This window comes from Rhodococcus sp. NPDC080181 (genome assembly GCF_040702225.1).
Classification (GTDB): domain Bacteria; phylum Actinomycetota; class Actinomycetes; order Mycobacteriales; family Mycobacteriaceae; genus Rhodococcoides; species Rhodococcoides fascians.
In genome coordinates, this window is the sequence record NZ_JBFBKN010000017.1 from 55,486 (window position 1) to 70,694 (window position 15,209).

A 15,209-nucleotide genomic window follows, 5' to 3' on the forward strand; every position below is an offset into this window, starting at 1 on the left:
CCCGGTGTGAATCAATGTGGCTTTCTTGCACATGGAGTGCCTGAAAGGCGCATTGATCCCAACCGGGGTGGGTTTCCCAACCGGGGTGGGGTCTCGGGGCAGGGCTGACGGACCGCAGTAGGTAGTGGTCGGGTCGGTCAGAGCGGGATGTTCTTGTGATTTCCGCGAGCCGCAGGTGCTGCGGCGAGAGCCTTGGCAACCGTGCTTCGGGTCTTGCTGGGCTCGATGACCTCGTCGACCACGCCGATGGCCACGGCGCGATCGACACCGCCTGCGATGCTTTCGTGCTCGACGGTGAGGCGGTCGTGCAGTGCCTCTCGCTCTTCTTCCGGTGCGGCGGCGAGCGCCTTCTTGTGCAGGATGCCGACGGCCGCCTTCGCGCCCATCACGGCGACCTCGGAGCCGGGCCAGGCGTAGACCGCGGTGGCACCAAGCGCGCGGGCGTTCATGGCGATGTACGCGCCGCCATAGATCTTGCGAGTGACCAGCGTGACGCGGGGAACGGTGGCCTCGGCGAACGCGTGCAGCAACTTCGCTCCGCGGCGAACGACGCCTTCCCATTCCATGCTGACGCCTGGCAAGTAGCCCGGTACGTCGACGACCACGATGAGCGGTATACCGAAGGCGTCGCAGAGGCGAACGAAACGGGCTGCCTTCTCGGCACTTTCGGAGTTCAGGCAGCCGCCGAGTCGGATGGGGTTGTTGGCGATCACGCCGACGGTGCGGCCACTGATGCGGCCGAGACCGATGACGATGCTGCGAGCCCAGCCGCCCTGGAACTCCTCGAACGTCGATTCGCCTTCGACGTTGTCGAGCAGTTCGTGAATGATCGGGTGCACGTCGTAGGCACGACGGTTGGATTCGGGCATCAGTGCGCGTAGATCGGTGTCGCCGTGTTCTGCGGCGGCGATGTCGAACACGCCCTGCTCGCAGAACATCGACACCAGACGGCGGGCGCGGGTGAACGCGTCCATCTCGCTGTCGGCGACGATGTGGCAGACCCCGGACTTCTTGTGGTGCGTGTCGGGGCCGCCGAGCGACTCCATATCGACCTGTTCGCCGGTGACGCTGCGAACGACGTCGGGTCCGGTGACGAATACGCGTCCCTCGGGAGCCATGATGACGACGTCGGTCAAGGCGGGACCGTACGCTGCACCACCGGCTGCGAAACCGAGGACGACGGAAATCTGTGGGACGAGGCCGGACGCTCGAACCATGGCCTCGAAGACGAGTCCGACGGCATGGAGAGCCTCGACGCCCTCGGCGAGGCGAGCACCACCCGAGTGCCAGACGCCGACGATCGGGGCGCGCTGTTCGATGGCGGTGTCTATTGCGGCAACGATGTGCTTGCAGCCGTCCACTCCCATGGCGCCGCCCATGACGGTGGCGTCGGAGCAGTAGGCGATGGTATGGACGCCGTCGATTTCGCCCGATGCGGCCAGAATTCCCGACTTGTCCCGATCATGCAGGGGGACAGTGGTTCCGGCGTCGAAGAGCTTTTCGAGGCGGGTGAGGGGGTCGCGCGGATCGGTAGAGGTGCCGGATCGTGTGACAGGGGCCAGAATGGTCATCGCGTTGTCCTTCTTCAGGGCCCCTGGCGGGGGCGAGGCCCGAGCCGGGACCGTCCGTCGAAAGAACGGCCCCAGCTCGGATCATGCACTGCGAGAGCGGGATTCGCTGAGTCGAGAAGTCGACTCAGTGGATCACGCCTTACCGAAGGCGAGCGCTACGTTGTGCCCACCGAATCCGAACGAGTTGTTGATCGCGTAGTCGATCTGTCCGACGCGGGGCTCGCCCTTGACGACATCGAGATCGATTTCGGGATCCTGGTTCTCCAAATTCAGTGTGGGAGGGATGATTCCCTCTCGCACTGCCAGCACCGTCAGTACCGACTCGAGGGCGCCGACGGCACCGATCGAGTGGCCCAGAGCGGATTTCGGTGCGTACACCGCTGCGTGATTTCCGACTGCCTTGTTGATCGCCAGCGCTTCGGCGGTGTCTCCGATGGGAGTTGCCGTTGCGTGGGCGTTCACGTGGGTGATGTCGGACTTCTGCAGGCCTGCGGTCTCGATGGCGCGCTGCATCGCACGCGCGGCACCCTTGCCCTCGGGGTCGGGGGCCACGAGGTGGAACCCGTCCGAGGTGATTCCGGCACCGAGCAGGCGGGCGTGAATCGTTGCGCCGCGTGCCTTGGCGTGCTCCTCGGTCTCGATGACCATGAGCGCACCCGCTTCACCGAAGACGAAGCCGTCACGATCCTTGTCGAACGGACGTGACGCACCCTTCGGGTTGTCGTTGTTGGTGCTCATCGCCCGCATCATGGAGAAGCTGGCGATCGGAACCGCGTCGATGTACCCCTCGACGCCACCGGTGACGACCATGTCCGCGTCGCCCATCACGATCATCCGCCATGCATGCGCAATGGCTTCCGATCCCGAGGAGCAGGCGGAGACGGGCGTGATGACGCCGGCTTGTGCTTTGAGCTCGAGCCCGACGACCGCTGCTGGGCCGTTCGGCATGACCATCTGAACGGCGAGCGGGGACACCTTGCGGTAGCCGCCGGCCTTCATCTTGTCGTTGGCGTCGATGAGAGAATCGCCGCCACCGAGTCCGGTACCGATCGACACGCCGAGGCGGAGGGAATCGACGTCGGGCGAGCCGGCGTTCTTCCAGACCTCACGACCGAGCACCGTGGACAACTGCTCCACGTAGCTCAGGCGACGGATCTCGACCCGCGAGAGCAGACTCTGCGGGTTCACCGCGAGGTGTCCGCCGATCCGCACGGGCAGGTCGTACTCGGTGACGAAATCGTCTTCCAGAGTGCCGATTCCGCTTTCGCCGTTCAGCAGACCCTTCCACGTGGCATCGACGTCACCCGCGAGTGACGTGGTCGCAGCAAGGCTGGTGACGACGACACTGGGGAAGCGTCCGTTGGCGGTGGATGGGTTGGTCATGGGTCGTGTCACTCGCTCGCGGAGTCGTCGAGCTTGGCCTTGATAGCTTCTGCGGCTTCGGGGTTCTCCGCTTCGAGCTTCTGGATGTAGTTGACGGCGTCGCCGACGGTGCGCAGACCTGCGAGGTCTTCGTCGGGGATCTTCACGCCGTACTTGTCCTCGGTCTGCACTGCGATCTCGACCATGGAGAGCGAGTCGATATCGAGGTCGTCCACGAAGGACTTCTCGATGGTCACCTCGGACGGTTCGATGCCCGTGACCTCCTCGATGATCTCTGCAAGTCCGGCGATGAGGTCTTCCTGGCTGGCCACTGTTGTGGCTCCCTTCTCTTCTGTGTCGAACGCCGAAGTCATGTGCTTCGAGACGCGGTTGTGCATTTCTGCCACTCGGGGAGTGGAAGTCGATCCGCAGTACCGAGACTGCGGTGTGAAGGAGACCGAGCTATCCGAGCTCGGCCAATGCGGAGATGTCCGCCGGTGTCTTCAGGCCGAGGTTGGGCACGCCGCGCAGTTCACGCTTGGCGATACCGACCAATGCGCCTGCCGGGGGCAGCTCCGCAAGTCCGGTGACCTGCGCGGTACGCAGGTATGCGCTGCACAGGTCCCACCGAACGGGGCGGGTGACCTGGGCTGCGAGTTTGGTGAGCGCATCGGCACCCGATGCGACCGGCTGACCGTCCGAGTTGGACAGCAAGGTGTGCGTCGGCTCGGACGGAGTGATGGCGGCTGCGGCCGCGGCGACGGTGTCGCCTGCCGATGCCATGTACTTGGTATGGAAGGCACCTGCGACCGGGAGTGCTCGGACCCGCGCCTTCTCGGGTGCGCTCTCGGCCAGTTCCGCCAGCTTGGTCAGCAGACCTGCAGCAACGATCTGACCGGCTGCGTTGACGTTGGCCGGGGCGAGATCGAGTTCTTCCAGCCTGGCCAGAACTGCAGCTTCGTCGCCGCCGAGCACGGCGGACATGCCGGTGGGTTCGAGGGCGCAGGCCTTGGCCATCGCAGCCCCGCGCACCGCCGCCAGGGATACCGCGTCGTCGGAGGAGATCACGCCGGCAATGGCCGCAGCCGCCAGCTCGCCGACCGAGTGGCCGGCCACGATGGCGTCGTCGGGGAGCAGTCCACGCGAGGCGATTTCCTCGAAGGCCAGTAGGGCCGACGCCACGACCAGTGGCTGAGTCACCGCAGTGTCGGTGATTTCTTCAGCGGTGGCGGTGGTACCGAGTCGCACGAGATCCAGGCCGGAGGCCTTGGACCACAGCGCCAACCGATCGGCCGCGCCCGGGATTTCGAGCCAAGGCAGCAGCATGCCGGGAGTCTGGGAGCCCTGACCGGGCGCAAGCAACGCAATCACAGAGTTAAGGGAACACTGTCGGGCCCCTCATCAGTGATGTCGCGCTCGATGAACTCTCGACAAGCAATTTGTGGGAACCCTACAAATTGCCTCGTGGAGACCCGCTATCGCCGGAAGGCGGTTCGGCGTTACGTAACCACTTCTCCAAATGTGACCTGTGTGACATATGGGGCTGGATATGTCGGTTCGTGATGCGTTCGAGCCAACCTACCTACCGTTGCCGCGACCCGAAGGACGTACGCATCGCGTGGGTGAGTGGGATCACGACCGGTCACCTCGGCGATGCGCTTGAGCCGATACCGGACGGTATTTGGATGAACAAACAGCTGCCGAGCGCAGGTTTCCACCGCACCGCCGCAGTCGAGATACGCGTCGAGCGTGTCGGCCAAACCCGAACCTGCCGCGGCCAACGGCACGACGACATGATCGTTGAGAGCCGAGATGGCCGCCCCGTCGTTCAGCAACGCTCGTTCGGGCAGCAACTCGCCGGCGTGAACCGGCCGCGGTGCGCCCCGCCAGCCCGCCACGGCCTGCATGCCGGCAAAGGCCTCCACCGCGCTCGAGTGCGCTGCGCCCAAGGTGCGGGTGGTGGGACCGATGACGACAGGGCCATCGGAGAAGTTCTGCAACATGTCGTCGATGAACGCGTGATGCGCCGCGGTGTCGTCGAGCTGGCCACTGACCACCATCACCAATCGGGTCCCCTGAACCACCGCCAAAGCAGCTCGACCGTGCTTCTGAGCGACGGAGTGCACGGTGCCCACCACGGACACGCCGCGGTCTTCCGGGGGAGTCCCCACCAATACCGTCGCGGGCGCAGTGGCGTCCCAGTTCAACGTGGCAGCACGGGAGAGCATGTCCGATCCGGTATCGCCCCGGACGACGGCGTCGACGACGAGGGCTTCGAGGCGGGTGTCCCACGCGCCTCGTGACTCGGCTGCACTGGCGTACACGGACGCCGCTGCGAAACCCAGCTCGCGGCCGTACCGCAGCACGGCCTCGGTCAGCGCGACCAACTGCTGGTCGTTGCGGGCGAGCGCGGGGAGCCACTGCTCGAAGAACTCCATCGCCACCCGGACCATGTCGACGGTCTGACGCAGCGTGAGGCGTCGGGCGAGGTCTTGCGGGATCACCTGGAACGCGTCGAGGCTGAATCGAATGTCGCTGTTCGGGTTCTTGAGCCATTCGAGAAAGTTGTCGACGGCCGTCTGGATCAGCAGCTGGACGCTGGCCCGCTGGGCGGCGTCGAGGTCGCCGAAGAACGGCAACTGGCCCTGCATCGTGGTCACTGCCTCGGTCGAGAGGCGGCCGGAGAACTGTTTGACGCGTCGCAACAGGGCGTCGGGCAGAGGGTCGCGCTTCTGGCGCGAAGGGGCCAACGAGTTGACCGGAAGGTGGACCTCGTTGTCGGTCGTGAGCGAATCACGGGTGGGGGAGTCACGGGCCGGGGAGTCACGAGCCAACGACTCACGCAACGCTTCACGGTAAGCGTCGCGCCGGGAGACATCACGCGCGGACGAACTGTCCGGTGAATCGGGTTTCGCATCGGACATAAGGAGAACCTACGCCCGACCCCCGCCCACCTCGCGCTGGACTCTCGTCGCGAGGTGGAACGGGGGTCGGCCGATCATCGCGGAGACCTACGCCGAGCCGGTATCGGCGTACGACGTCGGAGCTGCGGTGACGTCGTCGATCTTGTACTTCTCGGCAGCCTCGACGGCCTTGGACTTGTCGATCTCGCCCGATGCCGCGAGAGCGGACAGTGTGGCGACGACGATGGACTCGGCATCGACGTTGAACACCCGTCGTGCAGCCGGGCGGGTGTCGGAGAAGCCGAAGCCGTCGGTTCCGAGGGTGACGTAATCGCCCGGAACCCACTGGCGGATCTGATCCGGCACGGCGCGCATCCAGTCGGACGACGCGATGACCGGGCCGTTGGCATCGGCCAGGGCCGAGGTGACGAACGGAACGCGCTTGTCGGCACCCGGGTTACGCAGCGACTCCTTCTCGGCTTCGACGCCGTCGCGGCGCAGTTCGCCCCACGAGGTGACGGACCACACGGCCGAACGAACGCCCCACTCCTCGAACAGCAACTCACGTGCCTTGCGGGCCGAGACGATGCCGACGCCGGACGCGAGCAGCTGTGCCTCGGGTCCGTCGCCCTCCTGCGGTTCTGCGAACCGGTAGATGCCCTTGAGCAGCCCCTCGACGTCGAGGTTCTCGGGCTCGGCCGGCTGTACGTACGGCTCGTTGTACAGGGTGATGTAGTAGAAGATGTTCTCGCCGCCGAAGCCCTCGACACCTTCGGTTCCGCCGTACATGCGACGCAGACCGTCCTTGACGATGTGCGCGATCTCGTACGAGAACGCCGGGTCGTACGCCACCGCCGCGGGGTTGGTCGACGCCAGCAGCAGCGAGTGACCGTCGGCGTGCTGGAGACCCTCACCGGTCAGCGTGGTGCGACCTGCCGTGGCACCGAGCACGAACCCGCGGGCCATCTGATCCGCGGCAGCCCAGAGACCGTCGCCGGTGCGCTGGAAACCGAACATCGAGTAGAAGATGTACAGCGGGATCATGACCTCGCCGTGCGTCGCGTACGAGGTACCGACCGCGGTGAACGACGACGTGGAGCCTGCCTCGTTGATGCCTTCGTGCAGGATCTGACCGACCGAGCTCTCCTTGTAGGCGAGCATCAGTTCCGAGTCGACCGAGGTGTACAGCTGGCCGTTGCGGTTGTAGATCTTCAGCGACGGGAACCACGAGTCCATACCGAACGTGCGGGCCTCGTCGGGAATGATCGGCACGATTCGGTGGCCGATCTCCTTGTCTCGCAACAGCTCCTTCATGACGCGCACGAGCGCCATGGTGGTGGCGACTTCCTGCTTGCCCGAGCCCTTGCGGAGCGTCTTGTAGGTGTCGTCGCCGGGCTGCGGCAGTGGCTTGACGTCGACGCGGCGCTCGGGGACGAATCCGCCGAGCTTGCTACGACGATCGAGCATGTACTGGATCTCGGGAGCGTCCGCACCGGGGTGGTAGTACGGCGGCATGTACGGATCCTTCTCGAGCTCCTCGTCGGAGATCGGGATGTGCTGGAGATCGCGGAACGTCTTGAGATCGTCGAGCGTCAGCTTCTTCATCTGGTGCGTGGCATTACGGCCCTCGAAGTGCTTGCCCAGGGTGTAGCCCTTGATGGTGTGCGCCAGGATGACCGTCGGCTGGCCCTTGTGCGACATCGCAGCCGCGTAGGCAGCGTGCACCTTGCGGTAGTCGTGGCCGCCGCGCTTGAGGTTCCAGATCTCGTCGTCCGAGAGATCTTTGACGAGCTCCTTCGTTCGCGGGTCGCGGCCGAAGAAGTGATCGCGGACGTAGCTGCCGTCGTTGGCCTTGTAGGTCTGGAAGTCGCCGTCGGGCGTGGTGTTCATGAGGTTCACCAGTGCGCCGTCGCGGTCCTTGTGCAGCAGCGAGTCCCACTCGCGGCCCCACACGACCTTGATGACGTTCCAGCCGGCACCGCGGAAGAACGACTCCAGTTCCTGGATGATCTTGCCGTTACCGCGCACCGGGCCGTCGAGACGCTGCAGGTTGCAGTTGACGACGAACGTGAGGTTGTCGAGGCCTTCGGTCGCAGCCACGTGTGCGAGTCCACGCGATTCCGGCTCGTCCATCTCGCCGTCGCCGAGGTACGCCCAGACGTGCTGATCGGAGGTGTCCTTGATGCCGCGGTCGTTCAAGTAGTGGTTGAAGCGCGCCTGGTAGATGGCGTTCATCGGACCGAGGCCCATCGACACCGTCGGGAACTCCCAGAAGTCCTGCATCAGCCGTGGGTGCGGGTACGACGGCAGTCCGCCGCCCTCGTTCACGTGGCTCGCTTCCTGGCGGAAGCCGTCCATGCGCTCGGCCGGGATGCGGCCTTCGAGGAACGCGCGGGCGTAGATGCCGGGGGAGGCGTGGCCCTGAATGAAGATGTGGTCGCCGCCGCCCGGGTGATCCTTGCCGCGGAAGAAGTGGTTGAAGCCGACCTCGTACAGCGCAGCCGACGACGCGTAGGTCGAGATGTGGCCACCGACGCCGACGCCCGGACGCTGTGCGCGGTGCACCATGATCGCGGCGTTCCAGCGGATCCAGGCGCGGTAGCGGCGTTCCATCGACTCGTCGCCGGGGAACCACGGCTCGTTCTCGGTGGGAATCGTGTTGACGTAGTCCGTCGATGTCAGCGACGGGAGCGCGACGCGGCGCTCACCGGCGCGCTCGAGCAACCTGAGCATCAGGTAGCGAGCGCGGTTGGGTCCGGACCTCTCCAGCAAGCCGTCGAACGACTCGATCCATTCGTTGGTCTCGTCGTTGTCGATATCGGGCAGGTACGACGCGACACCCTCACGGATGACGCGGACCCGGCCGTCCGAGCCCTTCTTGCCTGCAGACGATGTGTTCTGCCGTTCGCCGCTGTTCACTTCGGACAACGTGTGCACTCCTCAATGTGGCGGACGCTCGGTGTGGCGCCCGGTCCGGTAGCTCGCCCCTGTGACGGCGATCTACATTCCTCGTTCTCGTGATTCCTCCCCAATCCTGCCGCATCTCGTCGGTTCTGGTAGTACAGAGGTCCGATACCCACCAGTAGAAATTTATGTACGCAATTTCGGCGCGGTCAGCTTGCGCGAACGGCTTCGACCCTGTTCGCTTTGTCTACTGCACCCACAATTCAAGGAGGTCACCACCGTGGTCGCCGCGGCGGACGCTCAGAACTACGCTCAGAAACTTGGCATCACTCGCGACATGGTCGTTCAAGAGCTGGGCTGGGACGAGGACACCGACGATGATCTGCGCGCCGACGTAGAAGATGCGATCGGTGGCGAGACCCTCGACGAGGATTCCGACGAGGTGATCGATGTCGTACTGCTGTGGTGGCGCGACGGAGACGGTGACCTGGTCGATGCACTCATGGATGCCATCGGTCCGCTCTCGGATGATGGAATCGTGTGGGTCCTCAGCCCCAAGACCGGCATGTCCGGTCATGTGGAGCCCAGCGAGATTGCCGAGTCCGCTCCGACAGCCGGATTGACGCAGACCTCTGCGGCCAATCTCGGTGACTGGATCGGAAGTCGATTGGTTCAGCCCAAGACCCCTGCCAGCAAGCGGTAGGCCCATGCTCGACACAGGAAGACGGTTCTAGATGCCGATCGAGGTTGGCGCTGTTGCGCCCGACTTCACCCTCAAAGACCAGAACAACCAATTGGTCACCTTGTCGTCGTACCGGGACGTGAAGAACGTTCTGCTCGTGTTCTATCCACTGGCCTTCACCGGCACGTGTCAGGGCGAGCTGTGCCGAGTGCGCGACGAGCTACCGACATTCGAGAACGACGACACCGCGATCCTGGCGATCTCGGTGGGTCCGCCTCCGACCCACAAGATCTGGGCAGCAGAGCAGGGTTACACCTTTCCGCTGCTGTCCGACTTCTGGCCACACGGTGAAGTGGCTCAGGCGTACGGCGTGTTCAACGACAGCGCAGGATTCGCCAATCGTGGAACCTTCGTGGTCGACAAGTCCGGAATCATCAGATTCGCCGAAATGAACGGTCCCGGGGAAGCCCGAGACAGTTCATCGTGGGCCGAGGCACTCGCACAGGTGAGCTGACCTGCGGAATTGTAGTTAGACAGCAGACACGATAAATTTCTCCAAGCGTTCCGGTGGCCCGGGGATATCTCCGGGCCACCGGTACTGGGGCGTATAGCTCAGCGGTAGAGCTCTGGTTTTACACACCAGCGGTCGGGGGTTCGAACCCCTCTGCGCCCACCATGACGCTGATTCTCGGCTTGACCGAACCTCCCGCACGATTTGCTGCGCCCGATGTTCCTCGGGCAGTCGGTCACCCTTACCGAAGAGCTTGTGACGCAATGTGCCCGGTGTGTATTCGGTTCGGCAGACACTGCGACGCTGCAATTTCGGTCTCGTCCACCCACTCCTGCGACTTCGCCGGGGGAGCCGACGATGCGTGGACCGGCATCGCCGATGCACTGGCAAACGGCCGATATGCGTTGTGCTCCGCGTAGGCGACTTCCGATATCTGTTCGGTGATCATGGCGAGCAGCTCACAGTCCGTGCCGAATATGGATCACGACCGGCGTCGCGCAACGCCCGCCTCATACTCGAGACCGTCTACTCAAGGTGTCCTCGGTGGGCGCGCCGACAAAGATCACCTCCGCGTTCTGCGCCGCGAAACGAACGCCGCGCGTCGACGCTCCGGCCTGAAAGATCACCGGCGCCCGCTGCGGTGACGGCTCGACCAGATGAATGTCCGGCACCGTGAAGAGCCTGCGGCGGTGGCCGATTCGACGCAATCGTCGCACCACCGGCATCGGACGAGTTCGCCGGCCAGCTCACGATCGGTAGTCGGTGGGGGGACAGCGACAACATCAAGAACCTCGTCGCCGCATTCAAGGACCCTGAGGTGCAGGTATTCCTGGCCACCGCCCCTCGGGTGAAAGACATCCTGCTACGTTCGTTCCGCACCCGATGGCGATGACACGAGGCGGACGACGTGACCCGGTACGAAGCATTGACCGAACTCCTCGACGAGCGGTACTCATGCCGGCAGTTCCTGCCGAAGCAGGTATCACGGGACGTGCTCGAACAGTTGTTGGCGGCCGCCCAGCGCACTCCATCGTGGTCGAACACCCAGTCGTGGCAAATAATCGTGACCGAGGGCGATGCCACGCGAAAGTTCTCCGAGGCCTTGGTGGAACATGTGGCGTCCGGTGTGCCGCAACCGGATTTTCCGTTTCCGGCCAACTACAACGCCCTGCACCGGGCACGTCGTCGTGAGTGTGGCGGTGCGCTCTACGAGAGCATCGGCGTGGTCAAGTCCGACACCGAGGCGACGACGCGTCAGTTCATTCGCAATTTCGAGCTGTTCGACGCCCCGCACGCGGCAATCATCACCACCGATGCGGACCTGGGTGTCTACGGTGCCGTCGACTGCGGGCTGTATCTGCAGACGTTCCTGCTGGGCGCGCAGAGTCTCGGGCTCGGCGCGATAGCTCAGGCCGCGCTCGCCGCGTACTCGCCGTTCGTCCACGAATGGTTCGATATCCCCGATACCCGCAGGGTGGTAGCCGGCATCTCGTTCGGCTACCCCGACGAGAGCCACCCGATCAACGGATTCCGCACCAGCCGTGCACCGTTGAGTGAGACGGTGACCTTCATCAGCTGAGGTGTGACGGCGTCAGCTCTGGAGCCGACCAACCAGTTCCGTACCCAGATCCGTGCCCGATCGCCATGCGCTTTCCACCCTGGGCGCGCCGGATTCACACCATTGATCGCCTGCGAATCCGACGAGCCGTCCGTCCCGCAGCTCGAGCGCAAAGGTGGAATCATGTTGCGCCGCAGGCTTTGCGAACGTCCAGCGATGGGCGTGAGTCCAGTTGGGTGCCGTGGAGATTACCGACAGTTCGCGTAGCGCGTCGAGGACCGGGGCGATCACTGCGTCGGGATCGGCGAGGTGCTGCTGTGCCCGCTCGGGGGTCGTGTGAACCACCAGCACGGGCGCACCGTCACCCCGCCGGGCACCGTCGTCGACGATGAACGCGATATCGGGATGATCGTTGACGAAGGCCGCGTCGCGGAACGGCACATCCAACCCGTCGAATCCACATGCCACCGCGATGACCGGTTCGTAATCGACGGCGTCGGGGACCGTGGTCAGTCGAGTCGCTTGAGGATCGGGCATCGCAACCACGACGTGGCCGTCGGGTAGGTCGGTCAACTCGGAGGCACCTTCGATGTCGAAGTCTGCCAGCAAGTCTCGCACCAGAGAACGGAGTCCGTTCGGGGTGGCCCATCGAACCGGGCCGGTGGTGGTGCACGGCGCGGTATCGGGCTTGAGGATGCCGAAGGTGTTGGCCCACTGGCGCGCGAGGCCCCTCGACTCCCAGTCGGCCACGACTGTCGCGAAATCCTGATCGCGAACGGTGAAGTAGCCTGCACCCAGATCGACACGACGCCCGTGCAGCTCGGGGGATGACATCCGCCCGCCCGGGGCACGTCCTCGATCGACGATGCGGAACGGGACGCCCGCCGCGCGCAGTACTCGGGCACAGGCGGCACCCGCGATACCCGCGCCGACAATGGTGATCGAGTCCGTGGTGCGCCCAACATCGACAGTCATGTCGTCAGTATGCCCGGCGGACCGAGTAAGTAAGCCCGCCTTATGTACTACGCATTGTCTGGACAATTCGGTCACCCGCTGCGAAGGGCCCGACCTTGTGCTGAACTGTTGAAATGGCAATTACGGATAAGCCAGATACCGGAGAGCACGGACTGGGAACCGGTCTCAAACCGCGGCACGTGACGATGATCTCGATAGCCGGAGTGATCGGTGCCGGACTGTTCGTCGGCTCTGCCAACGCCATCGCCACCGCAGGACCTGCGGTGTTGCTGGCCTACTTCTTCGCCGGACTCCTCGTCATTTTGGTGATGCGCATGCTCGGGGAAATGGCCACCGCCAACCCCGACACAGGTTCGTTCTCGACGTATGCGACCCGGGCACTGGGACATTGGGCCGGCTTCTCCGTCGGTTGGCTGTACTGGTGGTTCTGGGTATTGGTGATCCCCGTCGAGGCGACCGCCGCTGCCGCCATCCTCACCAACTGGCTGGGCGGTGCCCAATGGATGTGGGCCCTGATCATCGTCGTTGCGCTCACCGCGACCAACCTGATCAGCGTCGGCAATTACGGCGAGTTCGAGTTCTGGTTCGCGTTGGTCAAGGTAGTGGCCATCGTCGCGTTCATCGGTCTCGGCATCGCGGCCATCCTGGGCTGGCTGCCGAACTCCGAAGTCAGTGGCGTGGACCAATTGTGGGCCTCCGGCGGCTTCATGCCGCTCGGCTTCGGTGCGGTGATCGCAGCCATGCTGACGACGATGTTCTCGTTCATGGGATCCGAGATCGTCACCATCGCTGCAGCCGAATCCAAGGACCCCGCAAAGGGGATCACCCGCGCCACCAACTCGGTGATCTGGCGTATCTCGATCTTCTACTTCGGATCGATCTTCGTCATCGTCGCGCTCGTCCCCTGGAACGAATTGGACCCGGCAACCGGCTCCTACCAGTATGTGTTGTCCAAGATGGGAATTCCCCACGCGGAGACCATCATGGACATCGTCATTCTGACCGCCGTGGCGTCGTGCCTGAATTCGGCGCTCTACACCGCGTCGCGCATGCTCTACTCGCTCGGTGATCGCGGCGATGCGCCGCGCTCAGTCAAGAAGATCACCGCCAACGGAGTGCCGTGGGTTGCCGTCATCGCCTCGATGGTGCTCGGCTTCCTCGCCGTCGTCGGAAACTACATTCTTCCGGAGAAACTCTTCACCTACCTGCTCGCGACCACCGGTGCCGTAGCTCTGTTCGTCTACCTGGCTATCGCCAGCAGTCAACTCGTGCTGCGTCGCCAACTCGATCGCGACGGCGAACGCCCGGCCGTTCTGATGTGGCTCTACCCGTGGCTGACCTACCTGGCCATCGGGTTCATCGGGTTCGTCCTCGTCATGATGGTCGTGCGACCCGAGCAACGATCGTCCATCCTGCTCTCGGCCGTGCTGGCAGCAGTGACGGTGATCGGCGGAATCATCGTTCAACGCCGAAACACGCGGCGCGACAAGGTTGCCGCCCGCGTGTCCGGTGACTCGGCCTAGATCCCGGCGTACACCTGGCGGTACAGATCGACGATCTGCTCCGCCGTCGGAACGACCGGATTGTTACCGGGGCTGCCGGACGCGAGAGCCTGCTCGGCCATCAGCGGCAACAGGTCGTCCCACGTCGACTTGTCGATGCCGAACGTCTCGGGTGTGGGAACTTCGACCTCACGGCACAGCGTGACGATGGCGTCCTGCAACTTGCCACCGGCAACCGCGTCCGAATCGGCTTCCGAAGCAGCACCGAGGGCGCGGGCGCAGTCGGCATAGCGGGCCTGGGCTCCGTCGATGGAAAAGGCTGTGACAGCGGGCAACAGCATCGCGTTGGACAGTCCGTGTGCGACGTGGAAATGCGCGCCGATCGGTCGACTCATCCCGTGGACCAGACAGACGCTGGCGTTGGAGAACGCCATTCCCGCCTGGGTGGACGCATGCATCATGGCCTCGCGTGCCTGCCGGTCGTCACCGTCTCGATACGCCCGAAGCAGCGACGTTCCGATGGTGCGAATTGCGCTGAGCGCCAAGCCGTCGGAGATGGGGTTGGCTTTCTTGCTGACATACGCCTCGATGGCGTGGGTCAGAGCGTCGACGCCGGTATCGGCAGTCAGACGTGCCGGCATCGACATCGTCAGCTCGAAGTCGATGATCGATGCTATCGGCAGAAAGGACAGCCCGGGGCACAGCATCTTCTCGTCCGAGGCCACGTCGGTGATGATGGTGAACTGCGTTGCCTCCGAACCACTTCCCGCCGTAGTAGGGATCGCGACGATCGGAAGCGCCGGACCGGTGGAGAGCACCGGAGCCTTGAAGTCCCGCATCGTCCCGCCCTGCACAGCGAGGATTGCCAGCGCCTTGGCCGTGTCCATCGGACTGCCGCCGCCGAACCCGATGATCGAATCGGCCGAATGCTGCTGCACCGCTTCGAGACCGGCGATCAACGAATCCGTCGTCGGGTCGGGCACGGTGCCGGAGAACAGAGCAGGCGACTTACCGGCCTCGGTCATGATCGTCATCAGTCGATCGGCCGAGCCGTTGCCGGCCATGAACGCATCGGTGACGAGTAGGGGACGAGATACGGCCAGGTCGGTCAGTACCGTACCCAGCTCCGCGACGGCACCGCCGCCGAGCTTCAGAAAGCGTGGAAAAGAGATGTTGGCAACCATGGAGTGCTCCTTCGCGGTATCTCCATGTGCGTGGAACTTCGTAGTGGGCTACGAGTT

Annotated in this window: 12 protein-coding genes, 1 tRNA gene and 2 pseudogenes; 6 read left to right on the plus strand and 9 right to left on the minus strand. The window is 64.3% G+C overall.

The window, feature by feature from the left end; genetic code table 11:
* Positions 1–137 precede the first annotated feature (137 nt).
* The 6 genes from AB0O58_RS19095 to aceE all read right to left on the minus strand — a co-directional run bounded on the left by AB0O58_RS19095 (position 138) and on the right by aceE (position 8,764).
* Complete coding sequence (locus AB0O58_RS19095; RefSeq protein WP_032368156.1) at positions 138–1,571, minus strand: carboxyl transferase domain-containing protein; 1,434 nt, start codon at positions 1,569–1,571, stop codon at positions 138–140.
* A gap of 132 nt (positions 1,572–1,703) precedes the next feature.
* The gene (locus AB0O58_RS19100; protein ID WP_366238601.1) at positions 1,704–2,954 is read right to left on the minus strand and encodes a KasA/KasB family beta-ketoacyl-ACP synthase; all 1,251 of its coding nucleotides are present in this window, start codon (positions 2,952–2,954) and stop codon (positions 1,704–1,706) included.
* Between the two features lie 8 nt (positions 2,955–2,962).
* Positions 2,963–3,307, minus strand: coding sequence for a meromycolate extension acyl carrier protein AcpM (gene acpM / locus AB0O58_RS19105; RefSeq protein WP_045841363.1), 345 nt, complete (start codon positions 3,305–3,307; stop codon positions 2,963–2,965).
* An 88-nt stretch (positions 3,308–3,395) separates the two neighbouring features.
* A complete protein-coding gene (locus AB0O58_RS19110) occupies positions 3,396–4,304 on the minus strand; it encodes an ACP S-malonyltransferase (RefSeq protein ID WP_032399944.1) in 909 nt (302 codons plus the stop codon).
* 128 nt (positions 4,305–4,432) lie between these two features.
* On the minus strand, positions 4,433–5,857 hold the full coding sequence (locus tag AB0O58_RS19115) for a helix-turn-helix domain-containing protein (protein WP_228139233.1): 1,425 nt from the start codon (positions 5,855–5,857) through the stop codon (positions 4,433–4,435).
* Between the two features lie 87 nt (positions 5,858–5,944).
* A complete protein-coding gene (gene aceE, locus AB0O58_RS19120) occupies positions 5,945–8,764 on the minus strand; it encodes a pyruvate dehydrogenase (acetyl-transferring), homodimeric type (protein ID WP_027497445.1) in 2,820 nt (939 codons plus the stop codon).
* Positions 8,765–9,020: 256 nt separating this feature from the next.
* Here aceE and AB0O58_RS19125 point away from each other — a divergent pair, with 256 nt between their 5' ends.
* The 3 genes from AB0O58_RS19125 (at position 9,021) to AB0O58_RS19135 (ending at position 10,098) form a co-directional block, all read left to right on the plus strand.
* Positions 9,021–9,443, plus strand: a complete 423-nt coding sequence (locus tag AB0O58_RS19125) for a DUF3052 domain-containing protein (protein WP_027497444.1) — start codon at positions 9,021–9,023, stop codon at positions 9,441–9,443.
* A gap of 31 nt (positions 9,444–9,474) precedes the next feature.
* Entirely contained in the window at positions 9,475–9,936 is a 462-nt protein-coding gene (locus AB0O58_RS19130; protein ID WP_027497443.1) for a peroxiredoxin, read from the plus strand.
* Positions 9,937–10,023: 87 nt separating this feature from the next.
* Positions 10,024–10,098, plus strand: a tRNA-Val gene (locus tag AB0O58_RS19135).
* 285 nt (positions 10,099–10,383) lie between these two features.
* Here the strand turns inward: AB0O58_RS19135 and AB0O58_RS19140 are convergent.
* A pseudogene (locus AB0O58_RS19140) lies at positions 10,384–10,631 on the minus strand (LLM class flavin-dependent oxidoreductase); the annotation flags it as partial.
* Between the two features lie 8 nt (positions 10,632–10,639).
* Here AB0O58_RS19140 and AB0O58_RS19145 point away from each other — a divergent pair.
* Together AB0O58_RS19145 and AB0O58_RS19150 are read left to right on the plus strand one after the other, a co-directional pair.
* A pseudogene (locus AB0O58_RS19145) lies at positions 10,640–10,825 on the plus strand (hypothetical protein); the annotation flags it as partial.
* 15 nt (positions 10,826–10,840) lie between these two features.
* Complete coding sequence (locus AB0O58_RS19150) at positions 10,841–11,512, plus strand: nitroreductase (protein ID WP_032399947.1); 672 nt, start codon at positions 10,841–10,843, stop codon at positions 11,510–11,512.
* A 12-nt stretch (positions 11,513–11,524) separates the two neighbouring features.
* Here AB0O58_RS19150 and AB0O58_RS19155 read toward each other — a convergent pair whose 3' ends face one another.
* Positions 11,525–12,466, minus strand: coding sequence for an NAD(P)-binding protein (locus AB0O58_RS19155; RefSeq protein ID WP_283541640.1), 942 nt, complete (start codon positions 12,464–12,466; stop codon positions 11,525–11,527).
* 113 nt (positions 12,467–12,579) lie between these two features.
* On the opposite strand from AB0O58_RS19155, the gene AB0O58_RS19160 reads away from it, so the two are divergent.
* Positions 12,580–13,989, plus strand: coding sequence for an amino acid permease (locus AB0O58_RS19160; RefSeq protein WP_032399949.1), 1,410 nt, complete (start codon positions 12,580–12,582; stop codon positions 13,987–13,989).
* On the opposite strand, the gene AB0O58_RS19165 is transcribed toward AB0O58_RS19160, so the two are convergent.
* The gene (locus tag AB0O58_RS19165; protein WP_283551139.1) at positions 13,986–15,152 is read right to left on the minus strand and encodes an iron-containing alcohol dehydrogenase; all 1,167 of its coding nucleotides are present in this window, start codon (positions 15,150–15,152) and stop codon (positions 13,986–13,988) included. The two genes, AB0O58_RS19160 and AB0O58_RS19165, sit on opposite strands and share 4 nt — an antisense overlap.
* Positions 15,153–15,209: the final 57 nt, after the last annotated feature.